Genomic DNA, 25,038 nt, shown 5'->3' with positions numbered 1-25,038 from the left:
TTAATAACCTCCCTTGCTGCTGCCCGCGGCTGCCCGGCCGAGGTGCTGGAGCAGGTCGTCGAGCAGGCTGGATGCGCCCAGGCGCAGGTGCGCAGGGGTCACCCATTCTGTGCCCAGATGCTCGCCGGCCAGTTCGATATAGAGCCGCGCATCGGCCAGGGTGCGGATGCCGCCGGCCGGTTTGAAGCCTACCGTGCCACCGCTCTCGGCGATGGCCGCGAGCATTAGCCGCGCGGCCTCCGCGGTGGCATTCACCGTCACCTTGCCGGTGCTGGTCTTGATAAAGTCGGCACCGGCCGCGATGGCATCGAGGCTGGCCTGGCGAATCAGCGCCGGGTCGCGCAGCTCGCCGGTTTCCAGAATCACCTTGAGCAGCACAGCCTCGCCGCAGGCCGCCTTGCAGGCGCGCACCAGGGCGCGGCCGACCTCGGCATCGCCGGCGAGCAGCGCGGTATAGGGATAGACCACATCCACCTCATCCGCGCCTGCTGCCACCGCCTGGCGAGTCTGCGCCGCGGCGGCGTCCACATCCGCGGCACCGGCCGGGAAGTTGGTTACTGTGGCGACCCGCACCTGCTGGCCGCCGAGGCTGTTCAGGGTTTGCCGGGCGAGGGTGACGAAGCGCGGGTAGACACACACCGCCGCCACCGGGCCAGCGGGCGTCAGGGCACGCCGGCAGAGGTCGCGGATGCGCGCCTCGTCGTCATCGTCGTTGAGCGAGGTCAGGTCTAGCAGGCCGATCGCCTGGCGAGCCAGTTGTAGTTCCATATCCATGGCGGAAATCTCTTTGGGCAGCAAAATAGAAGTGTTGGCTGCCCCGCAGCGGCAGGGCACCCGTGCTTCGAGTATCGAGGTTATTAGAAATTGTATTTAAGGGTGTAGATCATCGCGTTCTGATAAGCGTCCGGGGTGCCCAGCTTGTTGTGCGCATAGCGGTATTGCACACCGGCGGTGATTGCCGGAACCGGGAGCCACCACAGCGACACGGCCCCGTTGGTGCCCAGTTCGCCGGCGCTACCGTTGACGTAGTTGTCCTCGATGTAGCCGCGGTCGCGCTTGAAGGTCTGCTCGTGCCAGTTGGTCACGCTGAGCTTCTGCTCCAGCAGGGTGAAGTCGTAGCCGGCGACCCAGCCGAGCATATAGCCGTTCTGGCCGCTGTAGCTGTTGCTGTTGACGTGGGCCGCGCCGAGGAAGGACTTCAACCACAGGCCATTGGCGAAGGTGTGGCGGTAGCCAAGGCCGATAATCTGGTCCTGCTCGCGTACGTCGAAACCGTAGTCGCGGAAGTCGTAGACGTGCAGGTAGAGCGAGAACGGCGAATCGCCGAGATACATGTGCGAGGTCACCTTGGCGGCGCTGCGGCGGTTGTCGCGGCCATCGTGCTCGCTGCGGTCGCTGTCGGGGTTCTCCAGGTCGACGAAACCGTAGAACTCGCCCCACTTGTAGCCGGCGCCTCCTTCCAGCTCGAGGAAGAAGAAGTCGCCCTTGCTGGCATTGCTGGCGGTACGCTCTTCGGTGCCCTGCGACCAGTCCAGGTAGTTCAGCGACACGTTGGCGAACGACCAGATCGGCTCCCAGGTGCCATCGGCGTGGGCGGTGGGAATGGCCAAGGTCAGTGCGGCAATCAGGGTTCTTTTCAGCACGATGTTCTCCTTGTTGACGGGCTGCGCCGGTGCGGCGAGGCTTTTGTGGGAAAAACGGGGCCTGGCCGGCGGCCCCTGGGGAGCGCCGGGCAGGCTTCGGTCAGGGTTCAGAGCATTACGAAGACGCCGGCCAGGGCCGCGCTCATCAGGTTCGACAGGCTGCCGGCGAGCACCGCGCGCAGGCCGAGCTGGGCCAGTTCCTGGCGACGGTTGGGGGCCATCACGCCGAGGCCGCCGAGCAGGATGCCGATCGACGACAGGTTGGCGAAGCCGCAGAGGGCGAAGGTGACGATCACCTGAGTCTGCGCCGACAGCACCTCCACGCCTCGTTCGGCGGCCCTGATCGGGTCGATGTACTGGGCAAAATCGATGTAGGCGACGAACTCGTTGAGCACCAGCTTCTGGCCGATAAAGCCGCCGGCCTGCACCGCTTCGCTCCAGGGCACGCCGAGCACGAAAGCCAGCGGCGCGAACAGATAGCCGAGCAGTGCCTGCAAGCTCACCTCCGGATAGCCGAACCAGCCCCCGACCCAGCCGAGCAGGCCGTTGCACACGGCGATCAGGGCGATAAACACCAGCAGCATGGCACCCACGTTCAGCGCCAGCATCAGGCCGCTGGACGCACCACTGGCGGCGGCATCGAGCACGTTGATCGGCTTGTCCTGCACCAACTCGTCGATGTCGCGCGGGTCGTCCTGCGGCTGGTCGGTTTCCGGCTCCATCAGCTTGGCCATCAGCAAACCGCCGGGGGCGGCCATAAAGCTGGCAGCGATCAGGTATTTGAGCTCGATGCCCAGGCTGGCGTAGCCGATCAGCACCGAACCAGCCACCGAGGCCAGGCCGCCGACCATCACTGCGAACAGCTCGGAGCGGGTCATGCGCGGGATAAACGGCCGCACCACCAACGGTGCCTCGGTCTGGCCGACGAAGATATTGGCAGTGGCCGACATGGATTCGGTGCGACTGGTGCCCAGCGCCCAGCGCAGCGCACCACCGATCACGCGGATCACCAGGGTCATCACGCCGAGGTAGTAGAGCACGGCGATAAAGGCGCTGAAGAACACGATCAGCGGCAGCACCCGGATGGCGAAAACGAAGCCCTGGTTGCCGAACACCTCGAACATCTTGTCGCTGCTGAGGCCGCCGAACAGAAAGCTGATGCCCTCGTTGGCATAGCCCTGCAGCGACGACACCGCCCCGGAAATACCCGACAGCACATCCTGGCCCCAAGGCACGTAGAGCACAAAGGCCCCGAGGCCTGCCTGGATCAGAAAGGCCCCGATCACGGTGCGCAGGCGAATCGCCCGGCGGTTACTGGAGAAGGCGATAGCGATCGCCAACAGAACGACAATACCTATAAGGCTCATAGGGCTGAGCTCCCGCAATCAGTAGGGAAATAAAGGGGGATTAGTTAGAAGCTGAACGCGCCGGGCAGCAACTGCTCGCTGTACCAGAGCCGGTAAGCGTCCGCGCTGCTGCCGCAGCAATACACTGGGCAATCGGCGGCCAGCAGCTCACTGATCACCTGACGGCAGGCACCACAGGGAGAGATCTCGGCCATTTTCGGTGCGTAGACCACCAGCGCCTTGAAACTGCGCGGCGCATGGCCCTGGGCGATGGCGGCATACAGCGCGGTACGCTCGGCGCAATTGGTCAGACCGTAGGAGGCGTTTTCCACGTTGCAACCGCTGATGATTTGCCCATCGGCAGTCAGCAGCGCGGCACCCACGGGAAACTCGGAGTACTTGCAGTAGGCCCGCTCGGAAGCCTGAATGGCGACCGCGAGCAATTCCTTCAGGCGGGGATGGGAATCGAGTATTGGGTCGTTATTGTTCACTGACTGTCCTTAATAAAATCTACATAACTTGTCCGTAAGGTCAGAATTAGCAAGCCGCGTGCCAACTCGGAGAGGCTCAGTATTGCTGCACTTCCTCACCACGCGCCGTGCTGCCGTAGCCAAAAGCGTGCACCAAAACAGAAAAGCTGTCAGGAGAGACAGCTTTTGGTGCGAAGGCGTAAGTAATAGCAGAAAAAATAGAGTCGGGGCCGAAGGTGCCTACCCTTTGCCGATGGCAATGGGCGTATGGGGCTGCTTTGGCAAACCTTGAACTCATCAGTATCCCTGGAGCGATTTCCAGGACATGAACTCCGATGGTCGCAGCCCGTAGCCCGCTAGCACACCTTCATGCAATCTATTGGCGCAGTTTTCAGAACTGCGCCATTTTTGATTGCGAATGTGGCGCAGTTCTTGATGATCTGCGCCACGACGAGGGGCGGGGAGGTGCTAATGAGTTGTCAAAGGCCAGATGTGCTTGCGCTTCGGATACGCGCTTGCGCTAACGAAACTTCATCCGGCTGAGCCGCTTATTGAATGGAGTAAGGATGGACTCCTTGGATAGCGCACACACGCTCACCAATGTCTTGCTTCTAGGCCAGTTGCCTTTCGCCAGTGATTTGTTGGAATTCATACAGTCACGGCCCCGAGAATAGAAACCTTGAGCCCTTCGTCAAGAGGCACGTAGCGAATCCAAATTGCGGGTTCAAATTCTCATTACGGAGTTGAGCCTACGCTGTGCTGGGGGGTATGCCTACTAAGCATAGAGTTTCATGGGTATTAAAGTGCCTATTTTCGACTGTTTCATGGCCTTTATCGGCAGTTAATTGCCTTTTTGTTGTGGCTTGGCTAAGGTTTTAGGCATTAAGTTGCCGGTGATCGCTATGTACAAGCTCACTCTACAAATCTATGCGGGTGGTGAATGGCAGGACGCCATGGGGATTGGTTTCGAGCAGCCTGATCTAGGGTTGGATGGTCCTTGTACGTATGGGTACGAGCAGGGCTATCTAGTGGGCTCCCTCGACTCGATTAGCACGCGTCTGAATGGCGCGGTCAGTGCCACTTTACCTTTGGGTTGGGACTCTTGGCGGAGTAAGAAGGCTCCGGCCTTTCTCTTCGATATCTTGCCTGCTGGAGCGGCTAGACGCTTTTTGCTGAAGCGTTTGAGTGGTGAGCGACCGGAGGGCATGAGCCTGGATTTGTTTCTGTTGGGGCGCTGTACGCCTGCGCCTATTGGAACTTTGCGCATCAAGGAGTCGGCAGGCGCAATCGCAGGCGGTCCTGTGTTGGGTTTTACGCGAGACGAAGTGGTCAGCCGCGACTCACGTTTTTTGGAGTATGCCTATGAGCAGGGAGCTGCAATTGGCGGTGCTACTGGAGCAGGCGGTGAGGCACCAAAGCTACTGTTAACTGAAGATCGCCATGGCGCATTGCATCCCGACGCTGTATTGCCCGATGCAGATGCTGTCCAGCACTGGTTTGTGAAATTCGCACGCAACAAAGCCAGTCAGACCGATCAGGACATCCTCCGCAGCGAGTACTGCTTTTATCGAGCGGTTCAGCAGTTGGGGCTCGATACCATAGCCGCCGAAGGGTTGGCTTTGGAGGAAGGAAAGAAGCCCAGCCTGTGGATGCATCGCTTTGATCGGGGGGTTGGTCCTGGCGGCGTGAATCGTGTCGCTGTTGAGTCGATGTATTCACTGTCAGGCGTAGTCGAAGCTGGCAGTTATCTGTCGCATTCGGATGTGCTACGAAACTTGGTCGCGTTATGGCAAAGCGTTGGACAGGCCGAACAGGTGGGTGATTTGGTATTCGAGTACATGCGGCGTGATTTACTGAATCAGATTCTTGGGAACTCAGATAATCATGGCCGAAACACCTCCATCATTAGGACGGCGCAAGGCGTGAGCCTGGCCCCAATCTATGATCTGGCTCCCATGGTCATGGATGATGAAGGCGTAACGCGAACAACAAAATGGCCAAAGCAGATTGAGGTGGCCGGTCAGGTCGACTGGAAAGCTGCCTGCGATGAAGCTGCTGAGTGGATCGAGCCTGATGAGCTATTTCAGCGGCTCAGGGCCGCAGCACAAACATTCCTGGCTTTGCCTGACTTGCTGAGTGCTGATGAATTGCCCGCGGCGACAATGAACCATCCGCGCATAGCGTTGCGAGATCTGCCTCAGCGGCTCAAAAACTGGGGGCTCATCTAATGGATATTCTCGAACGAAATCGGATTCTCATCGAGCTACAGAAGCAGCTGGCTTCTGGCGAAATCACTATCGGCGAGGCAGTTAGGCGTTTACGCAAGGACGTGACGGGGTTGCAGCAGGCAAGGTTCGCACAGATGTGTAAGCTGTCCCTACGTGCGTTGCGTCAGCTCGAACATGACGAAAGCAACCCGACCGTTCAGACCTTGAATAGCGTGTTTAACCCGTTCGGTATGCAGGTTGGTATCGTGCCAAGGAACTCGCGCTGAACGTTGGGTAGCTGCTTAAATTAAGCTCTCACCATCAAAAACCAGATAGCCAATAGGCTCACAATTTCCCTTTAAGATCACAGACAGGCTGGGGTCCACTAGCTGGCAGGTTCAAATCCACACCTGCGCCCTGCAAACATTCGATAAAGCCCGCCACGGCAGTCGAGTGTTTGACCTTGTTGTAAAGGGCGCCGATCTCGCGATGGATTGGTTCGGGGCCGAGGGGGATTGCACGAACGCTTGGCGGCAGCGGCAGGATCGTCTCCGTCAACGGCACCACGGCGACCCCGAGGCCGCTTTCAACCATCGAGAGCATTGCCTGGATATCGTCGACCTCTATCCACTCCTGAAGCGCTAGTGAGCTATCGCGCAGAAAGCGTTCTACCTGCCGCCCGCCGAACGAAGAGCGGTTATAGCGGATAAAGGGCTGCTCGGAGAGCACGGCCCGCCAATCGTCGCCCACCACACCCTGGGCAATCAGCAGGACATAGTTCTCGCATGCCAGCGGTACCCACTCCAGCTCCCGGGGTGGCTCGAAGGCGGGGCGGATGAGGATGGCCAAATCGAGCTCGCCCGCTTCAACCCGATCCATCAGGCGTAGCGAGACGCCCGGTGACAGGTTTACTCGACAGTTCGCAAAGCGCTGACGGAATGGCACCAGTGCCCGCGTCAGGATAGTCGCCTGCACCGAGGAGATCGCTCCAATCTCCAGCGGTTTGGCCCACTCCTCGTCCCTTGTAGGCTCCCCAAGCGCATCGAAACCGGCAACCAGCGCCTCGGCGCGGGCAAGCGTGCGCAGGCCGGCGGCGTTCAGCGTAGCCGAGCGCCCCGTGCGGTCGAACAGAGTGAAGCCGAGTGTTTCCTCCAGTCTATGCATATGGCCGCTGACAGCAGCCTGGGTCAGCCCGACCCGGTCACCTGCGGCTCTGAATGTGCCATGGCGTGCTATAGCGATCAGGGTACGAAGTTCGGTGATCATGGTGATTGATAACTTTTCGTTTTGCTCGTGATCAGAACATATCGTTTTTCATGAATATTGTCGCCGGATACGCTGATCCCATTCACCAACGAGGGATACCTAAATGACTGCGCTATGCCCCTTCCACCTGGCGTTTCCGGTTGATGACCTGGCAGCCGCCCGCGACTTTTACGGCAACCTGCTTGGTTGCACCGAGGGTCGCAGTTCGTCGGAATGGATCGACTTCAATTTTTATGGTCACCAGATCGTGGCCCACCTCACGCCCGGTGAAGCCAGCGCCGTACCGGCGAACGCGGTAGACGGGCATGGTGTGCCGGTCCGCCACTTCGGCGTGATCTTGCCGATGCAGGATTGGCAAGCGGCAGCCGAGCGGCTTACCACGGCGGGTGTCGACTTCATCATCAAACCCTATATCCGTTTCAAGGGCGAGCCGGGTGAGCAGGCCACGATGTTCTTCAAGGACCCAAGCGGTAACGCGGTCGAAATGAAGGCGTTTGCCGACATCAACAATCTGTTTGCCAAGTAGAGGCGAAAGGAGCGAACTCATGCAAACGCTCAAGGTTGCAATCGCCGGCTTCGGCGGCGTCGGACGTGCCACAGCCGACCTGCTCCTGTCCCGACGCGAGCGCTATCGCCAGGTTTACGGCGTGGACGTTCGCCTGGTCGCGGTGTGCGGATCACGTGCGGGTATGGCTGACGCGAACGGCCTGCAAGCGAACCAGTTGGATGCGCTACAGGCGGGTCTTTCAGGGCCGGATTTTGTGATGGCGAGCGGCGCAGACGTTCTTATCGAGGCCGGGCCGAGCGATTTTCGCAGCGGCGAGCCGGGTCTTGCCTACCTTCGTACGGCGCTGTCGGCCGGCCAGGACTGCATCGTTATATCGAAGGGTGCCCTGGTTCACAGTGGGCGACAATTGCGCGAACTCGCGCAGGCCTCGGGGGCGATGCTCAAACTCAGTGGTGCGGCGGCCGCCGCCCTGCCGACACTCGATCTGCTCGACCATAGCCTGGCCGGCTGCAAGGTGCTCGCCATCGAGGGCATCCTCAACGCCACCACCAACTACCTGCTTGACGCCATGAGCACGCAGGGCCTCGGCTTCGATGCGGCGTTGCGTGAAGCGCAGGCGGGAGGCTTCGCCGAAGCTGACCCGCGCAACGACACGGAAGGCTGGGATACCGCGTGCAAGCTCCTGCTGCTCGCCAACTTTGGTCTTGGTGCTGACCTGACGATGGACGACCTGGTGGTCGAGGGTATTCAGTCGGTCACGGCAGAGCGCATCGAGGCGTGGCGAGAGAGGGGGCTCGTTCCCAAGCTGGTCGGCAGCCTCACCCGCGCAGACGGTGCGATTCGCGCCAGCGTCGGCATCAAGACCTATCCACTGTCCGACCCGTTCGCCCACGTCAGCGGAAAGAGCAAGGCGATCCGCATCAGCAGCGACGCCATGGGCGAGACGCTGGCAATCGGCTGCGGCGTTGAGCCGGTCGCCACCGCAGCGGCCGCGTTGAAGGACTTCGAACACATTCTCATGGCCAGGACTGCGCGGTCCTCCTCTGTTGCGGAACACTCATCATGACCCTGCGTACCGTGCAAGCCATCCGCCATGTCGGCTTCGAAGATCTGGGCAGCTTCGAGGCGCCCCTGCGCACAGCCGGCTACGCCATCGAGTACGTCGAAGCGGCGGAGCGCGATCTCGGCCTGCTCGACCCGCTTGATGCAGACCTTCTGGTGGTCCTTGGCGGCCCGATTGGCGTCTACGACCACGCCAGCTATCCGCTCGTCTCCGACGAGCTAGAGCTATTGCGAGAACGCCTGGCGGCTGACCGACCGACGCTCGGCATCTGCCTCGGCGCGCAGTTGATGGCCGCCGCTCTGGGTGCGCGCGTCTATCCTGGGCCGGCCAAGGAGATCGGCTGGTCAGCCCTTGACCTGGCACCCGCCCTCGAACATCAGCCCCTCGCTGCGTTGCGCGACGTGCCCGTTCTGCACTGGCATGGCGACACGTTTGATCTACCGGAAGACTGCAGCCTGCTTGCCTCCACTCCACTGTGCCGCAATCAGGCCTTCTCCCGCGGGCCAAACGTACTCGGTCTGCAGTTTCATCCCGAAGTCCGTGGCGCACGATTCGAGCACTGGTTACTGGGGCATGCGAGTGAGCTGGCCACGTCAGGCATCGACCCCGTCACCCTGCGTCGCGATGCAAAGCTCTATGCACACGACCTCGAGAAAGCCGGGGGCATCCTTCTGGAGCAATGGCTAGCGGGGATAGAACAATAGTTTCGAACGCACTTAAATGCTGCCCCCTAAGGGCTGGCCAAGCCGATCAATGTCGGCGTATTGCTGTTAAAGGCGGCCCTTGGTGGCATCTTAATGTTCGATCCCATGGAAGGAACGCATCGCGCTCAGCCAGAAAAGCACAGCCGGTAGAGGGGCTTGCAGAAACCCATTGCGCTAGCGCAATCCACTAACCGCATAAATGTTCCAGAAGAGTAAGCCTGTCCAATTCTCAGGCGGCCGCTCTGGAGATAGTAGCAATGCTGCACAACCTCCTGGTTTTCAAGACTTCAACCTCAGGTGCCATCTTTCTATCGTGGTAACCGAGGCCAACTTTTTCAACAGAGTCGGCCGATACCTGCAAGTCAGGGTCTACCGGGATGTACCCGCATCCATCAAGAGATACAACATGATTGAAATGATCATCGAACAGCGACGTCACAACCTCGGCGGCGGCTTCGAGGTCGGCCGCGTATTGCCGTCCGCCACGCAGCGCATGATCGGTCCCTTCATCTTCTTCGATCATATGGGGCCATTCGATATGGCACCGGGTAGCGATCGCAGCATCGATATTCGCCCGCATCCGCACATCGGCCTCTCGACCGTGAGCTACCTGTTCGCTGGCGAGGTGATGCATCGTGATAGCCTCGGCTACGAGCAAGCGATTCGGCCACAGGAAGTCAACTGGATGACCGCAGGTAGCGGCATCACACATAGCGAGCGCTTGGAGCGCGGGCGGGCACAAGGCGATCATCTACATGGGATTCAAGCCTGGGTCGCCCTGCCGACCGAACAGGAGGAGATCGCCCCGTCTTTCTCGCATCATTCGGGGCTTGATCTGCCGCAATGGAGCGACGCCGGCATTACAGGTCGGCTGATTGCAGGTAGCGCCTATGGCCTGACGGCTGCTACCGAGACACATTCGCCGCTGTTCTACGCCCATCTTGACATGGTGCCGGGCGCAACCGCCGAGATTCCCAACGGCCACAAGGAGCGTGCGCTCTACGTCGCAATGGGCGAGGTGGAGCTGGACGGACAACGCTACGAGACCGGCAAGATGCTGGTACTCGGTCCTGCCGCATCGCGCGTCCGGGCATTAAAGCAGTCTACGGTGATGGTCCTTGGCGGCGAGCCGATTGGCGAACGGTTCATCTACTGGAACTTCGTGTCATCCTCGAAGGATCGACTCGCTCAGGCGGCATCAGATTGGAAGGCGGGAAGGATGAAGCTTCCGGACGCAGACGACGCGGAATTTATCCCGCTGCCGGACGATCCAACCCCGCCTGCGCCAGCCATGCCATAAGCGGCCGCATGACCCAAGACAGTCGCCTGGCAATAGATACCAACGCCCAGACGGCTGCAGATGAGCGCAACATGCTCGATCCCACGGAAGGAACGCATCGCCATCAACCAGAAAAGGCATAGGCGGTAGCAGGGCTTGCAGAAACCAATTTCGCGCCCCCAATCCATTAACCGCATAAATGTTCCAGAACCGTAAGCCTGTCCAATTCGCAGACAGCCGCTCTGGGGATAGTAGCTATGCCTTTCAGCAGGATTGAGGGACTGAGGGCCTACTAAAAGTTGGCCTCTCTACGGCATCGCCATGGCTTCAGCCCTGTGTTTACGCCATGGCGATCATCAGCATTCACGCGCGAACACACATCAGGTGACTGAAATGACCAATCCAAAACTCGAAGTGCTGACACCCAGCAATTGCCAAGTGATCTTTATCGATCAGCAGCCACAAATGGCATTTGGGGTACAAAGCATTGATCGGCAGACGTTGAAGAACAACACGGTCGGCCTGGCCAAGGCTGCGAAGATTTTCTCTATCCCAACCATCATCACCACGGTCGAAACAGAAAGCTTTTCGGGCCATACCTACCCGGAATTACTGGCCGTGTTCCCTGAGGCACCGCTTCTTGAGCGCACCTCGATGAACTCCTGGGATGACCAGAAAGTACGCGATGCGCTGAAAAAGAATGGCCGTAACAAAGTTATCGTCTCTGGCTTGTGGACCGAGGTCTGTAATACAACCTTCGCACTGTCCGCGATGCATGATGCCGGCTATGAAATTTATATGGTGGCCGACGCCTCGGGTGGTACCAGCCAAGCTGCGCACGATTACTCCATGCAACGCATGATTCAGGCTGGAGTTGTCCCAGTTACCTGGCAGCAAGTTCTGCTGGAGTGGCAGCGTGACTGGAAGAACCGCGACACCTACGACGCCGTTATGGCATTGGTCAAAGAGCACTCTGGCGCATATGGAATGGGCGTCGACTACGCCTACACCATGGTGCACAAGGCGCCAGAGCGCGTAACACACGGACCGACGCTGGAGCCTGTTGCGGCGAAGATCTGACCTCTGCCGGGTCGGCACGACAGGTCGACCCGACTTCAAATCAATGGACTCCGGTAGCGGCTACACCATGGGTATACGCCGTTTTTTGCTCTCCGGGGTGCTACCCATGCATCCTCGCGACCCTGAAGAACCTCACCGCACAGCCACGCCGCTGGAGTTACTCTTCGATCTGGTGTTCGTCATCGCTATCGCCTCTGCAGCCGCTGGTTTGCACCATGCAATAACGGCCGGACACATTACCCAAGGCATTGCCACCTTCATCGCGGCTTTCTTTGCCATCTGGTGGGGTTGGATGAACTTCACCTGGTTCGCATCGGCCTACGACAATGACGATGCACTTTACCGAGCACTGACGCTCATCATCATGGCAGGAGCCTTGACCGTTGCGGTCGGTGTAGAGCGCCTTTTCGATTCGCGGGATCTAGACCTGATTGTCGTCGGATTCGTGATCATGCGAGTGCCGCTGGCTGCGCTCTGGTTAAGGGCGCGCCGACACGACAGCGCGAGAAAAACCACCACCCAACTCTACGCCACTGGCTTGCTGCTGGTTCAAGGTTACTGGCTGGCATTCATGCTGATGCCGCAGGGCGGGACTGGATTGTTCTTCGTAGGTTTTGCAGTAGGCGCGCTGCTCGAGCTCTGCGTTCCCGTCATCGCTGAAAGCAGGGGCGAAACACCCTGGAACAAGCACCACATCGTAGAACGGTATGGGCTGTTCAATATCATCGTCATGGGTGAAACCATACTGGCCGGCTCCCTGGCATTGTCAGCAGCCGACTCCGGCCGCATCAGCTCACCACTGCTGCGCATTACTCTGTTATCGCTGCTGATTATTTTTGCGCTGTGGTGGCTGTATTTTTCCAAGCAGGAGCAAATCAAGGACAGGGCTTTACCTCACGCCTTGTATTGGGGGTATGGGCACGCGTTGATTTATATGGCTGGGGCCGCACTAGGCTGCGGCTTTGCAGTGCTCGTTGACCGCGAGACGGGCAGTAGCTCGATAAGCAACACGCTGGCGCTCTACGCTATATGTGTGCCGATCAGCATGTATGTATTTGGCATCTGGCTCATCCGTGACCTGTTCCTGCTCCGCGGGATATCCAGACTCATACTGCCCGGCTTTGCCCTTCTTACCCTTCTGGCACCGCTATTTCTCTCTTTGGAGATAGTCGCCGTGCTTACCATCCTCAGCGTGCTGTTGCGCAACCGTTATGCCTCTGAAGCCAACTGCCATTAGCTCCTGCTATGCGCTTAGTCATATCCCTCGCCCATACAGCAGCAGTGCCGTCCCAAAACCGCACATTCGTACAATCCCCCTCCAAAGTCCTACGCGAACATAAACCCCATAAATATGAAATTACATGCCGTGAGACCAGCACCGTACCACCGCGGATAAACGAGTTCGGGTCTACCCGCCGTAACACCCAGGTCCCTGCCGTACGCGCATCCATGCTCCAGGCAGGCACCGCGCTCAACGACCACCTGCAATAGACCTTGGGGGATGTGAGTCCCTTCACACCAGGTGCCACAAGGCGTTCATCCATTACAGGAGTCCATATGGACGTAGATACGGTCAATGAGGCGGCCACCCTGGTTGTCAGGCACAGGGTTAAGGCCGGACATGAGCGGCAATACGAAGCGTGGCTGCGGCGCATCATCGATACGGCAAGCCGTTATGCCGGGCATATGGGTATTGATGTATTCCGCAGCCACAGCGATGGACTGCCTCTGTTCACCTGCGTGTTGCACTTTTCCTGCAAGCAGCACTTGCAGGGCTGGCTGGATTCGAGTGATCGCCAGGCGTTGATCGCCGAGGTAAAGCCTTTGCTCGCCGACGGCGATCAGATCGAAGTATCGAGCGCCCGTGAGTTCTGGTTCGTACCTGCCTCAGAGCATCAGCCTCCGCCACGCTGGAAGCAGGCCTGTGTGACCTTCCTGGTCATTATGCCGCTCAGTTTGATAGTGCCCCAGCTGTGGCAGCCCATCTTTAAACACATTGCCTGGCTAGGCACCTATCCCGTCAGCGCGGTGGTGGTCACGCTGAGTATCGTGCTGCTGGTGGTCTATTTCTTCATGCCGATGATGACCCGCTGGTTAGCTGCCTGGCTCAACCCGCAACGCCGCGAGGAATGATCATGAGTGAAGATCTGTCAGACAAAAGCCGTCGCCAGTTTCTCGCTACCAGCTCAGTTCTCGGCGCAGCGGGAGCACTCTGGTCTGCCCTGCCTTTTGCCGGTGCCGCCGGCAGCTCTTTCGCCAACCCTCCGGGAGGTTCCATGAAAGCCGATCTGATCCTTTATAACGGCCGTCTGCACACCGTGGATCGTGAAAAGCCGCAAGCAACAGCTGTGGCCATCAAGGACGGGAAATTCATTGCCGTGGGCAGCGACGCAGAGGCCATGGCGGTCCGCGGTGATGCAACTCAGGTTGTCGACTTGCAAAAGCGCACGGTGATCCCAGGTCTCAATGACTCGCACCTGCACCTGATTCGTGGGGGGCTGAACTACAACCTGGAACTGCGCTGGGAGGGTGTTCCATCTCTCGTCGACGCGTTGCGGATGCTCAAGGATCAGGCTGATCGCACGCCTGCTCCGCAATGGGTTCGGGTCGTGGGGGGCTGGAATGAATTCCAGTTCGCCGAGCGCCGCCTGCCTACCCTGGACGAATTGAACAAGGCCGCACCCGATACGCCGGTATTCGTCCTGCACCTCTATGACCGCGCCCTCCTAAACCGTGCGGCATTGCGGGTTGTCGGCTATACCCGCGACACGCCGAACCCGCCGGGCGGCGAGATTGTCCGCGACAGCAATGGCGAACCCACCGGCATGCTGGTAGCCAAACCTAACGCGATGATTCTCTACTCGACCCTGGCCAAGGGGCCAAAGCTGCCGCTGGAATACCAGGTCAACTCGACACGCCAGTTTATGCGCGAACTCAACCGCCTTGGCGTGACCAGTGCCATCGATGCTGGCGGTGGTTTTCAGAACTATCCGGACGACTATGAAGTGGTTCGCGAGCTGGCCAAGCACAACCAGTTGAGCGTGCGCATCGCCTACAACCTGTTCACCCAGAAACCCAAGGAAGAGCTGACCGACTTCAAGAACTGGAGCGGCATGGTCAAGCCTGGCGATGGCGATGACTTCTTCCGGCACAACGGTGCCGGCGAAATGCTGGTGTTCTCTGCCGCAGACTTCGAAGACTTCCTCGAACCTCGCCCAGACCTTGCGCCGACTATGGAGCAGGACCTGGAACCCGTGGTGCGTCACCTGGTGGAGCAGCGTTGGCCGTTCCGCCTGCACGCGACCTACGACGAATCCATTTCGCGGATGCTCGATGTGTTCGAGCGGGTCAATCGCGACATTCCCTTCAACGGCCTGCCATGGTTCTTCGATCACGCTGAAACCATTAGCCCGAAGAATATCGAGCGGGTACGCGCCCTTGGCGGTGGCATTGCCATTCAGGATCGCATGGCCTTCCAAGGCGAGTATTTCGTCGACCGCTACGGCAGCAAGGCCGCCGAACAGACTCCGCCAATTCAGCGCATGCTGGCCGAAGGCGTACCCGTTGGTGCGGGGACTGATGCAACTCGCGTCTCCAGCTACAACCCCTGGACCTCGCTTTATTGGCTGGTCAGCGGCCGAACTGTCGGAGGGCTGGAGCTTTACCCCAACGGGCTATCCCGTGACACCGCCCTGCAGCTGTTTACCCATGGCAGTGCCTGGTTTTCGTCAGAGCAAGGCAAGAAGGGCCAGATCAAGGTCGGGCAACTGGCGGACCTTACGGCCCTGTCGGCGGACTTCTTCAGTGTCGAGGAGGAGGCGATCAAGTGGATCGAATCGGTGCTGACCGTCGTCGACGGCAAAGTGGTCTACGGTGCCGCGGAATTCGACCAGCTGTCGCCGCCGAGCCTGCCGGTCATGCCGGACTGGTCACCGGTTGCCAAGGTACCCGGCCACTGGCGTCCCGCTTCACCGCTGCTGACTCAGGTGCACCAATGCTCAGGCCCTTGCGCGGTGCATGCGCACAGCCATGACAAGGTGCGCCGGTCATCCGTCCCCGTCAGTGACTACCAAGGCTTCTGGGGTGCCTTCGGCTGCTCCTGCTTCGCTTTCTGAGCATGGACACGACTATCGAAAAGCGCTCCCCCTGGAGCGCGCTGCGCCATAGCACTTTCCGCTGGCTATGGCTGGCCAGCATTGCCTCCAACATCGGCACTTGGATGCACGAGGTAGGGGCCGGCTGGCTGATGACGACGCTGTCAGCCAGCCCCATGCACGTTGCCTTGGTGCAGGTTGCAGGCTCAGCGCCGATGTTCTTTCTTGCTCTTCCAGCGGGAGCCATGGCCGACATCGTCGACAAGCGTCGCTACCTGCTTATGGTGCAAGTGTGGATGGCCGCGGTGGCGATGCTCCTGGCTTTGCTCACGCTCAACGGCATGATGACCGTCGCGCTGCTGCTCCTCCTGACCCTGGGCATGGGCGTGGGGACTGCATTGATGATGCCCGCATGGTCAGCGTTGACGCCCGAACTGGTCGATAAGCGCGACCTCGGTTCGGCCATCGCCCTGTCCAGCCTCGGCATCAACGTCGCCCGCGCTATCGGGCCGGCGATTGCTGGGGTGTTGGTCAGCATGAGCGGCCCCTGGGCCACCTTCGCGCTGAACGCCGTGTCGTTCTTCGCGGTGATGGCGGTGCTGTACACCTGGAAACGCGAACAGACACCTGCGTTGTTCCCGGCGGAACGGCTGCTCGGAGCCATGCGCGCAGGCTGGCGCTACAGCCGCAGCTCTCGGCCGTTGCAAGCGGTGCTGGTGCGGTCGGCGGCATTCTTCGTCGGTGCCAGTGCCGGCATGTCGCTGCTGCCGCTGATCGTGCGCGCTGAACTGAACGGCAGCGCCAGCGATTTCGGCCTGCTGCTCGGCAGTGTCGGCATCGGTGCAGTGCTCGGCGCTACGTTACTGCCACGCATCCGTGATGCGGTGAACCCCGATCACCTGGTGGCCGGCTCCAGCCTGCTCTACGCCCTGGTGCTTGCCGCGCTGGCCGGGGTGCGCAACCTGTACTGGCTGATACCGGTGATGATGATCAGTGGCGCGGCCTGGATCGCCGTGTTGTCGAGCCTGCAAATGGCAGCACAGACCTCCGTACCCAACTGGGTGCGGGCGCGGGCACTGTCGGTATACATCCTGGTGTTCTTCGGCAGCATGGCGGCCGGGGGCGCGCTGTGGGGCTTCGTCGCCAGCCACCTGTCGATCAGCCTCACCCTGCTGATCGCAGGCGGGGTTCTGCTGGTGGGCATCGTGCTGACCCTGCACTTCCATTTGCCGGTCACCGAGGCCGAAGACCTGGCGCCGTCCCTGCACTGGCCTGCACCCATTCTGAGCGACGAGCAGGACCAGGAACGCGGCCCAGTAATGGTCACCCTTGAGTACCAAATCGACCCGTCGCAGGCAGAACAGTTTCGCCTTGCCATGCAGGATGTACGCAGCATGCGCATGCGCAATGGTGCCTTTTCCTGGGGGCTGGTCCAGGACAGTGAGCATCCGCAACGTTGGCTGGAGTTTTTCTTTGATGAGTCCTGGCTTGAACATCTGCGCCACCACGGCCGGGTAACCCGTGCCGAACAACGCATCGAGGCTGCGGCTCGCCAGTTCCAGGCTGTCGGAGTCGCCATACACATTCATCACTACCTGACCCCCACTAAGTCCCACACCTGAGCGCATTCACCAAGGAGTCAACGCATGAACCGCAATCACATGCGCATGGGATCAGGGATGAATACAACCGTGCTATTCATACATGGCGAATGGCTGTCTGCCGCCGTCTGGGATAATTTCTCCAGACGCTATCGGGCATGCGGCTACACCTGTACTGCACCCCCCTGGCCCTTATCGGAGGGGCCGCCAGAGAGGCTGCGCAACGCGCCACATATCGACTTCCCACGGCTTGGGATCAGACAAATTATTGAGCACTATGCAGCGCTGATTCGGCGCATGCCTCAGCCGCCCTTGCTGATTGGCCACTCGCTGGGCGGTCTGCTCGTGCAGATGCTGTTGGATCGTGGTCTTGGCTGTGCCGGCGTTTCGATTGCAGCGATCCCCCCTCGCGGGGTAATACCTCGCCTGAGCGTTCTCTACAGGGCGATACCCATGCGCATGGCTTGGGGCAGCTGGAAGCGAGTCATATATTTTCCGCTACGAGAACTTACCCAGGCTATGGCGATCCAGGATCTTTCGCGGCTATATGCAAACCATATCGTGCCGGCACCGGGGCGGATTTTCTTTGAAGCGGCTTTCGGCATTGGCACCTATGTCGATTGTGCCAATGACCGCAGAGCACCGCTGCTGTTGATCGCCGCCGAGAACGATCACAGCATACGGCCATGCGTGGTGACGTCGAACTATCGGCACTACAACCGCTCTGCGGCCAGCACCTCGTTCAAGTGCTTTGCCGGGTACAGCCACTGGCTTATCGTCGAACCCGGTTGGGAGCAAATAGCTGACTACACAATTGAATGGGCGCAAAATCAGCTGGGTCGTTTTTGATTTGTTTCAGGTTCGCGCGGTGATTAGCGTATTGGGCTCTTCCCCAACCCATCAGCAGATGGTCACCCCAGGAAAACGCTGGCGCACCCGCACGGCATTGGCATGCTGTGCGCTATTGGTTTGCCTGCAATGGGTTAGTTCGGCGGTAATGGCCTCCGACTACTTACTGGACAAGCTGGAGCACCACCGTTGGACCGTCGCCGATGAGGGCCCTAGCCAGGTCGGGGCTTTGGCTCAGACCCGAGACGGTTATCTCTGGCTCGGAACCAACGATTCGCTCTATCGCTTTGATGGCCTGGACTTCGCGCGCTATGCCCCGCCTGACGGCAGTCCGCTTGGCATTATTTCTGCCCTCAAGGCGGCGGACGAAGGCTTGTGGGCCGGTCTTCGTGCGGGTGGCATAAGCCTGATCACCGACACGGGCATAACCACTTACCCAGTCAGCGCAGGGTTGCCTGGCGGAGTGGTCTATAGCATCGCCAAGGATCACAGTGGCGCAGTCTGGATCGCCGCCAATGATGGTTTGGCACGGTTTGACGGTAACGCCTGGCAACGTATCGGTAGCGACTGGAACTTTCCGGGACGACATGCCCGCGCGGTACTCCTCGACCGCGATGGAACGCTATGGGCAGCCAATGAAGACCGCCTGTTCTACCTGCCGTCGGGTGCCCGAGCGTTTGTCGATGCAGGCATTGCGGTTGGTTGGGTGAGTCAAATGGCTCAGGCTCCAGATGGGGCCATCTGGATGGCCGAACGCTATGGTGGTTCGCTGCGCCGAATCGTGCCAAGCGAAGGCGATGCGGCGACCCAGGTGACCGTAATAGAGGGTGCTAATGGTTTGTTATTCGACAGCGCCGGGGCGCTATGGGTGGGTACCAGCGGTAAGGGCGTTCGCTATGTGCCAGCCTCTGCCAGCCTCAACGTGCTATCGATAACTGACGCCCTCAATCACCAAGAAGCGTTTATGGCCAAGGATGGCTTGAGTGCAGATAACGTTCTCCCAATACTCGAAGATGTCGACGGCAATATTTGGGTGGGCACTAGCGCCGGTCTAGACCGTTTTCGGCCAAGTGCGATGGTCTCGGCCGCATTTCCACACAACGCTCAGAATTTCGCATTGGTTGCCGGTGCGGCAGGCAGTATCTGGGCAGGTACCAGCAACTTACCGGCAATGCGCCTGAGCAGCACAGGGTTGGCTACTCTGGATATACCGGCACCGATTAGTAATGCCTTCGGTGATGTTAACGGTGATATCTGGATGGCTGGCAGCAAAGGTATCTGGCGTGCGCAAGGAGACAAAATCGAGCGAGTCGCCTCATTGCCAACCCAGGATGCGCTGGACTCAGCCGTCCGCGCGATGACGCTCGATCCAGCGGGCAACCTGTGGGTCTCGATCAACCGCAAGGGGCTGTTCGTTCTTCGAGGCGGGCACTGGTCAATGGTTGCGCCGCCTAGTGCAGAACCAAGCCAATCCATGCCTGTTACCGCCACCACCGATCCTCTTGGCAGGCTCTGGTTCGGCTACCGCAATAACCTGATCGTGACTCAGGACGACAAGGGACAGCGGCACTGGGGAGCAGACGAAGGCTTAAAGGTGGGTCATGTCACCGCGATGCTGCATCAGGGCCGTCTCACCTGGGTGGGTGGCCAGCGTGGAGTAGCCTTCTTCGATGGTGAGCGCTTCCACAGCCTTCATCTACCGGACAATGGGCTGTTCGACAATATCTACGCGATTCTAGCCGTGCCTCCCAGAGAACCCGAAGGCGATGGTGGCTATGATCTCTGGCTGCATGGCAAAGCCGGGGTCTACCAGTTGACCGCCCCTGAATTAAAGCGCGCTATCGCTGACCCGCACTACCACATAGGTTACCGCAGCTATGAGGTGATGGGTGGCCTGGCCAACGACCCACACCAAGTGCTCCCACTACCCACTGCCGTGCGCAGTACGGATGGACGTCTATGGTTTAGCACCAGCAAGGGCGTGACCTCGATTGATCCAACACGCTATGTGCAGAGTAAAGCCGCGCCCAAGGTGTTCATCCAATCATTCAACGTGGATGGTAAGGAACCCGAACCCAGTGAGTTGTCACAGCTGGGAGCAGAGCCTAAAAGCATCGAAATCTCTTATACAGCGCTCAGCCTCTCAGGCATGCAAGGCTTGCACTTTCGCTATCTGTTGGAGGGGTTCGACACGGACTGGCAGCACGCGGGTTCAGAACGTAGCGCCATCTACACGGAGCTCGGCCCTGGGGACTATCGATTTCGCGTATTAGCCTCCAATCAGGATGGGCTGCTGAGCACCGAGGAGGCCGTGCTGAGCTTCAGTATTCGACCCGTGTTCTACCGCACTCCACTATTCATGATACTGAGCGGTCTGGCAGTAGCGAGCATCTTGTGGATGCTGCATCGCTTCAATATTCGCCGTGCAGCACAACATCTGCGTGACCGCCTTGAGGAACGACATGCCGAGCGCGAGCGAATCGCCCGTGAACTGCATGACACCCTGCTTCAGGGTGTGCAGGGCCTTATGTTGAGTTTCCAGGCCGCCACTGAGCAAATCCCCAGCACTCATCCAGCACGATCCAAAATGGAGAGAGCGCTAGACCGCGCAGATCAGGTTTTGGTGGAGGCGCGAGAGCGGGTGAATAATCTGCGTGATCTGAACGAGCCGGCTCTGAACCTGATCGATGCATTTGCCGCTGTCACGAGTGAGCTGCAGCTAGAAGGCAGTACGCGCTTTACCCTGAGCAGCCACGGCACGCCACTGCCACTGCACCCTATAGTCGGTGAAGAAAGCTACCGGATAGGCCGTGAAGCGATCATGAACGCCTTTCGACATGCCAATGCGCAGAACGTGGAAATCCAGATCGTCTACACCAAACACGCATTTCAGCTGAGCGTTGGCGATAATGGTAGCGGCATCAACCCACAGTATCTGCCGCCCAATATCCGCCCCAATCACTGGGGTTTACACGGCATGCTGGAACGGGCCGAAAAAATCGGCGGGCGGTTGTCTATTCAAAGAGGCGCCCACAGTGGCACTGAAATTCAACTGACTGTACCCGCATTAACGGCCTATCGACGTATCCCGCGACGTCTCAGCCAGTGGCTACGTGTATTGACCCAATTGAGGCCCTAAGTGTGCACCCAGAGAATGAACAGATACGCGTGCTGGTCGTCGATGACCACCCTCTGCTGCGCGAGGGTATAGCCGCCGTCCTTGAAGCCCAATCAGACATAGCGCTGGTCGGCGAGGCGACCAATGGCTGCGAAGCGCTTCAGCTATTTCGCTCGCTGCGCCCGGACGTCACCCTGATGGATCTACAAATGCCCGAGATGGATGGCATCGAGGCGATTCATGCCATTCGCGCCGAGTTTCCTTGCGCGCGCATTGCCATTCTGACCACCTATCGGGGTGATGTACGGGCATTACATGCAATCAAGGCGGGAGCTATCGGCTACTTATTGAAAAGTAGCCTGCGCAAGGAGTTGCTGGATGCCATCCGCTCTATTGCTGCAGGCAACAGCCATTTCCCCGCAGAGATAGCTGTTGAACTGGCTGATCACCTAAGCCACGACTGCCTGACCGCTCGTGAAATCCAGGTTCTGCAATGTGTGGCTATGGGTAAACCCAACAAGCAAATCGCCGCGGAACTCATGATCACGGAGGACACTATCAAGGGGCATTTAAGAAGCATCATGGACAAGTTGGGTGCCAGCAATCGCACCCATGCGGTCACTCTCGGCATTCAGCGCGGCATCATCACTGTGTAATACCCCACTTTTGAGGGGTGCGCGCCCCCCCCATTGTTGTCTTATGCACGATCAGTGCACGGCATAGCATGGTGTCATGGACATATAGATCCACAGTGGAGCACCGCCATGCGTGCCACCTTGCATGCCGTTACCCCGGCAACCGCAGTAGACAGCCAGACTCAGCGCTGTATTTCCGACGAAGCTTATGACGGCGTCATGCAATTGCTTAGCGATGCTCAAGCGCACCTGAGCATTGACCGTGACTCAGCCTGCCTATGCCTGACCCGCGCCCTGGTCATGTTGCAAAAGAGCGATAGTCAGTTAAAAAGCCGCCATGGCTGCCTATCCAGTTGGCAAACTAAACGGGTGGTTGACTACATCGACGCGAACCTCGACTCATCAATACGCACAAATCAGTTGGCTGCTGTTCTCAGCCTGAGTGTCAGCTACTTCTCGCATGCTTTCAAAAATACCTTTGGTGTAACGCCGCTGGTTTACGTCGCACGTCGCCGCATCGAATCTGCGCGACAGATCATGCTCACGACCGACTCCTCGCTGACCGACATCGCCCACAGCCATGGATTCTGTGACCAATCTCATTTCATCCGTACCTTCCGCCGCCAGATCGGGGTTACACCTCAGGCTTGGCGACGCTTGTGCGATGCCGGGTTATACGAGGAACAGACCAGTTCCACCCCCAGAGCACTGGCCATTGTTAGGGCCTCAGTGTGCAACGCATAGCGCAGGGCTATCGAAGCTCAAGGGCTTGCCGCCAGCGCTAATCCAAACTGTGCTGTGTGGTATGGCGGAGCCTAGAGAGAGGGGCGAACTAAATAGATTTACATCCGAATCACGGGTGTTTCAGGCAGCGCAAACTTACAGAAATGAGGAACTAGCAATGGCTAAAATTTTAGTGCTCTATCACTCCATGTATGGCCACATTGAGACCATGGCGAACAAGATCGCCGAAGGGGCGCGCAGCGTTCCAGGGGCAGAGGTTGTGGTAAAGCGGGTCCCTGAAACGATGAGCCCAGAAGCCTTCGCTGCAGCGGGCGGCAAGACCAATCAGAGCGCACCAGAGGCACAGCCGTCGGAACTGGAAAATTTCGATGCAATCATCTTCGGCACTCCGACTCGCTTCGGCAATATGTCCGGACAAATGCGCAACTTCCTCGACCGAACCGGTGGCCTCTGGGCCAAGGGCGCTCTGGCTGGAAAGGTCGCCAGCGTGTTTACCTCAACCGGCACGGGCGGTGGCCAGGAAATGACCATTGCCTCCACCTGGACCACACTTGCTCATCACGGAATGATCATCGTGCCAATCGGCTATACCACCCCAGCACTGTTCGATATCTCGAAAGTAGGAGGCGGCACGCCTTATGGTGCGTCTACCATCGCCGGTGGCGATGGTTCTCGGCAGCCGGATGACCGTGAGCTGGAAATCGCACGCCATCAGGGCGAGCACGTTGCTCGAATCGCATCAAAGCTGCACGGCTAAAACCAAGTTCATTCCCCGCTTAGAGCTTCCTTAGGGAAGCTCTAAAACAACATCCATACTAAGGAAGGTATGCGCAATCCCCAGATGCGCAAAACCAAGAACTGCCCAAAAAGCGGTCATAGGCGACCGTGAGATAACAGGTGAGTACAAGCTTAGCTTCAGCTCGCCCCTGTAAGCGTGACAAGCCTACTCGAACGTTTTCATGCTAACGGAGTAGCAATCAGTAGGCGTGCAAGTTGATGAGCAGCGTACCTTGCCTGCGTTCGAGTCAAAGCTGCAAAACCCAATATAAATGCAGAGGGCAAATCGATCTCGTGGCAGGAGTTTCGAAGCGGCTGGAGTACCAATCCCAGCTTTTCTGCTCCATTGGCTAATACTTCTTCGTCGTGGTCCGGGGACAACCATAGTATTAAGTGAAAACCAGCATGTTCACCAGTAATGCGATAGCGGCCCGGCGCTTCAGTAACCAACGTATCAAGAACAATGTCACGCAAAATTTGATACTCTTTGCGAGCACGGCGTATATGCCTCAAGAACGCGGGGCCTCGCATGAACTCCGCCAGACCAAACTGTTCTGATACTCCTACACTACGTCCTATCGTATGCCACAAAGCCAGGATACGATGATGTAGTTCCGGTGGAGCCAAAATATAACCCAGCCTCAAGTTTGAAAATAGCGCCTGATTAAAGCTGCCGCAGTAGATGACACGGTTCGTCGAATCAATAGATTTCAATGCGGGCAGTGGTGCACTTTGATAGTTGAATTCACTGTCGTAATCATCTTCGATAATCCAAGCATTCTGGCGCTGCGCCCAGTCAAGCAGTTCCAGGCGACGGGTGGCCGACATGATCACTCCAAGAGGTGACTGATGAGCTGGCGTGACATAGGCAAGACGACATTTAGCTGACCTAGATATGCCACGCAAGTTGACACCCTCATGATCGATAGGGGCAAACAACAGGTTGGCTCCTGCTTTCTCAAATATCCGGTGGACTGCAGGGTAACCAGGGTCTTCGACGCATACATAATCATCTTTTTCTAGTACGCAGCGAGCCACCAGGTCAATGCTATGACGGATGCCATTGGTAATGAGCAATTGCTCGGCGCGACAGTCAACTCCACGATGATTGCGCAAGTATTTAGCTATCTGGTGGCGCAAGACCGAAGCACCCTGTGGTTCGACATTGCACATCTGCTCGGGCTTTATCGTAGCCACTGCCCGCTGTAGGTGCGCAGCCCATTCAGCAGGCGAAATAAGCAAAGGGCTGGCCAAGCGTGCGACAAAAGGAACCCCGACCCGTGCCCGATAATCCCGTACCTGCCGGACGACCACTTCCTCGGCCTCTATCGGCTCATTCAGAGCAGCTTCGCCATCGCTGACGGCCCTCAGATAGCTGTCCGGCATAATTGCACTGACATGGCTACCAGAACCAACCTTGCGAACGATGTAACCCTCGAGCTGCAACCGCTCGAATACGCTCTCCAGAGTGCCGCGCGCTACACACCAACGTTTCGAGAGAGCTCGTGTCGCCGGTAACCGATCATTCGCCTGCAGCAGACCTTTCAGGATCGCATCTCGTATAGCTTGGTAAGCCCGATCTTGCTTTGTTACGCCGGGCGAGCTCACTGGAAGCGGAAGGTCCACACCAGATGGAAGCTTACCTTTGCCCATA

General features: G+C 58.7%; 23 protein-coding genes. 16 read left to right on the top strand and 7 right to left on the bottom strand.

Features of this window, described 5'->3' with window-relative positions; translation table 11 throughout:
• The 5 genes from deoC to VMP31_RS00445 form a co-directional block, all read right to left on the bottom strand.
• Positions 1–774, bottom strand: coding sequence for a deoxyribose-phosphate aldolase (deoC, locus tag VMP31_RS00465; protein WP_325502963.1), 774 nt, complete (start codon positions 772–774; stop codon positions 1–3).
• 83 nt (positions 775–857) lie between these two features.
• Positions 858–1,643 carry an outer membrane protein OmpK gene (locus tag VMP31_RS00460; RefSeq protein WP_325502961.1) on the bottom strand — a complete coding sequence of 262 codons (786 nt, stop codon included), beginning with the start codon at positions 1,641–1,643 and terminating at the stop codon, positions 858–860.
• A gap of 107 nt (positions 1,644–1,750) precedes the next feature.
• A complete protein-coding gene (locus VMP31_RS00455) occupies positions 1,751–3,010 on the bottom strand; it encodes a NupC/NupG family nucleoside CNT transporter (RefSeq protein ID WP_325502959.1) in 1,260 nt (419 codons plus the stop codon).
• Positions 3,011–3,054: 44 nt separating this feature from the next.
• Positions 3,055–3,480 carry a cytidine deaminase gene (gene cdd, locus VMP31_RS00450; RefSeq protein WP_325502957.1) on the bottom strand — a complete coding sequence of 142 codons (426 nt, stop codon included), beginning with the start codon at positions 3,478–3,480 and terminating at the stop codon, positions 3,055–3,057.
• 76 nt (positions 3,481–3,556) lie between these two features.
• Complete coding sequence (locus VMP31_RS00445; protein ID WP_325502955.1) at positions 3,557–3,757, bottom strand: hypothetical protein; 201 nt, start codon at positions 3,755–3,757, stop codon at positions 3,557–3,559.
• 604 nt (positions 3,758–4,361) lie between these two features.
• Here VMP31_RS00445 and VMP31_RS00440 point away from each other — a divergent pair.
• Together VMP31_RS00440 and VMP31_RS00435 are read left to right on the top strand one after the other, a co-directional pair.
• Positions 4,362–5,687, top strand: coding sequence for a type II toxin-antitoxin system HipA family toxin (locus VMP31_RS00440; protein ID WP_325502953.1), 1,326 nt, complete (start codon positions 4,362–4,364; stop codon positions 5,685–5,687).
• Positions 5,687–5,953 (top strand): helix-turn-helix transcriptional regulator, encoded by a 267-nt coding sequence (locus VMP31_RS00435; protein WP_325502951.1) that lies wholly within the window; start codon positions 5,687–5,689, stop codon positions 5,951–5,953. The genes VMP31_RS00440 and VMP31_RS00435 overlap by 1 nt, the downstream gene beginning before the upstream one ends.
• A 58-nt stretch (positions 5,954–6,011) precedes the next feature.
• Here VMP31_RS00435 and VMP31_RS00430 read toward each other — a convergent pair whose 3' ends face one another.
• Positions 6,012–6,932, bottom strand: coding sequence for a LysR family transcriptional regulator (locus VMP31_RS00430; protein ID WP_325502949.1), 921 nt, complete (start codon positions 6,930–6,932; stop codon positions 6,012–6,014).
• A gap of 103 nt (positions 6,933–7,035) precedes the next feature.
• On the opposite strand from VMP31_RS00430, the gene VMP31_RS00425 reads away from it, so the two are divergent.
• From VMP31_RS00425 to wrbA, 14 genes are all read left to right on the top strand, one after another.
• A complete protein-coding gene (locus tag VMP31_RS00425; RefSeq protein WP_325502947.1) occupies positions 7,036–7,458 on the top strand; it encodes a VOC family protein in 423 nt (140 codons plus the stop codon).
• Between the two features lie 19 nt (positions 7,459–7,477).
• Complete coding sequence (locus VMP31_RS00420; RefSeq protein ID WP_325502945.1) at positions 7,478–8,506, top strand: homoserine dehydrogenase; 1,029 nt, start codon at positions 7,478–7,480, stop codon at positions 8,504–8,506.
• Positions 8,503–9,207 carry a glutamine amidotransferase gene (locus tag VMP31_RS00415; protein WP_325502943.1) on the top strand — a complete coding sequence of 235 codons (705 nt, stop codon included), beginning with the start codon at positions 8,503–8,505 and terminating at the stop codon, positions 9,205–9,207. The genes VMP31_RS00420 and VMP31_RS00415 overlap by 4 nt, the downstream gene beginning before the upstream one ends.
• Before the next feature lie 406 nt (positions 9,208–9,613).
• Complete coding sequence (locus VMP31_RS00410; RefSeq protein ID WP_325502941.1) at positions 9,614–10,507, top strand: pirin family protein; 894 nt, start codon at positions 9,614–9,616, stop codon at positions 10,505–10,507.
• A 372-nt stretch (positions 10,508–10,879) separates the two neighbouring features.
• Positions 10,880–11,566 (top strand): hydrolase, encoded by a 687-nt coding sequence (locus VMP31_RS00405; RefSeq protein ID WP_325323833.1) that lies wholly within the window; start codon positions 10,880–10,882, stop codon positions 11,564–11,566.
• 106 nt (positions 11,567–11,672) lie between these two features.
• Positions 11,673–12,803, top strand: a complete 1,131-nt coding sequence (locus VMP31_RS00400) for a low temperature requirement protein A (RefSeq protein WP_325502939.1) — start codon at positions 11,673–11,675, stop codon at positions 12,801–12,803.
• A gap of 320 nt (positions 12,804–13,123) precedes the next feature.
• Positions 13,124–13,699 carry an antibiotic biosynthesis monooxygenase gene (locus VMP31_RS00395; RefSeq protein ID WP_325502937.1) on the top strand — a complete coding sequence of 192 codons (576 nt, stop codon included), beginning with the start codon at positions 13,124–13,126 and terminating at the stop codon, positions 13,697–13,699.
• A 143-nt stretch (positions 13,700–13,842) separates the two neighbouring features.
• Positions 13,843–15,681, top strand: a complete 1,839-nt coding sequence (locus VMP31_RS00390; RefSeq protein ID WP_325503070.1) for an amidohydrolase — start codon at positions 13,843–13,845, stop codon at positions 15,679–15,681.
• 2 nt (positions 15,682–15,683) lie between these two features.
• The gene (locus VMP31_RS00385; protein WP_325502934.1) at positions 15,684–17,282 is read left to right on the top strand and encodes an MFS transporter; all 1,599 of its coding nucleotides are present in this window, start codon (positions 15,684–15,686) and stop codon (positions 17,280–17,282) included.
• A gap of 24 nt (positions 17,283–17,306) precedes the next feature.
• Positions 17,307–18,110, top strand: coding sequence for an alpha/beta hydrolase (locus VMP31_RS00380; protein WP_325502932.1), 804 nt, complete (start codon positions 17,307–17,309; stop codon positions 18,108–18,110).
• Positions 18,076–21,249 (top strand): sensor histidine kinase, encoded by a 3,174-nt coding sequence (locus tag VMP31_RS00375; protein ID WP_325502930.1) that lies wholly within the window; start codon positions 18,076–18,078, stop codon positions 21,247–21,249. The genes VMP31_RS00380 and VMP31_RS00375 overlap by 35 nt, the downstream gene beginning before the upstream one ends.
• Positions 21,250–21,272: 23 nt before the next feature.
• The gene (locus VMP31_RS00370) at positions 21,273–21,884 is read left to right on the top strand and encodes a response regulator transcription factor (RefSeq protein ID WP_349255720.1); all 612 of its coding nucleotides are present in this window, start codon (positions 21,273–21,275) and stop codon (positions 21,882–21,884) included.
• Between the two features lie 108 nt (positions 21,885–21,992).
• Positions 21,993–22,607 (top strand): AraC family transcriptional regulator, encoded by a 615-nt coding sequence (locus VMP31_RS00365; RefSeq protein WP_325502927.1) that lies wholly within the window; start codon positions 21,993–21,995, stop codon positions 22,605–22,607.
• 157 nt (positions 22,608–22,764) lie between these two features.
• A complete protein-coding gene (wrbA, locus tag VMP31_RS00360; RefSeq protein ID WP_325502925.1) occupies positions 22,765–23,364 on the top strand; it encodes an NAD(P)H:quinone oxidoreductase in 600 nt (199 codons plus the stop codon).
• A gap of 200 nt (positions 23,365–23,564) precedes the next feature.
• Here wrbA and VMP31_RS00355 read toward each other — a convergent pair whose 3' ends face one another.
• Positions 23,565–25,037 carry a PLP-dependent aminotransferase family protein gene (locus VMP31_RS00355; protein ID WP_325502923.1) on the bottom strand — a complete coding sequence of 491 codons (1,473 nt, stop codon included), beginning with the start codon at positions 25,035–25,037 and terminating at the stop codon, positions 23,565–23,567.
• Position 25,038 lies beyond the last annotated feature (1 nt).

The sequence above is a fragment of the Pseudomonas sp. genome, assembly GCF_035512415.1.
Lineage (GTDB): Bacteria > Pseudomonadota > Gammaproteobacteria > Pseudomonadales > Pseudomonadaceae > Aquipseudomonas.
Note: the sequence above shows the minus strand (reverse complement) of the source record. Positions and strands in the feature narration are given on the sequence as shown.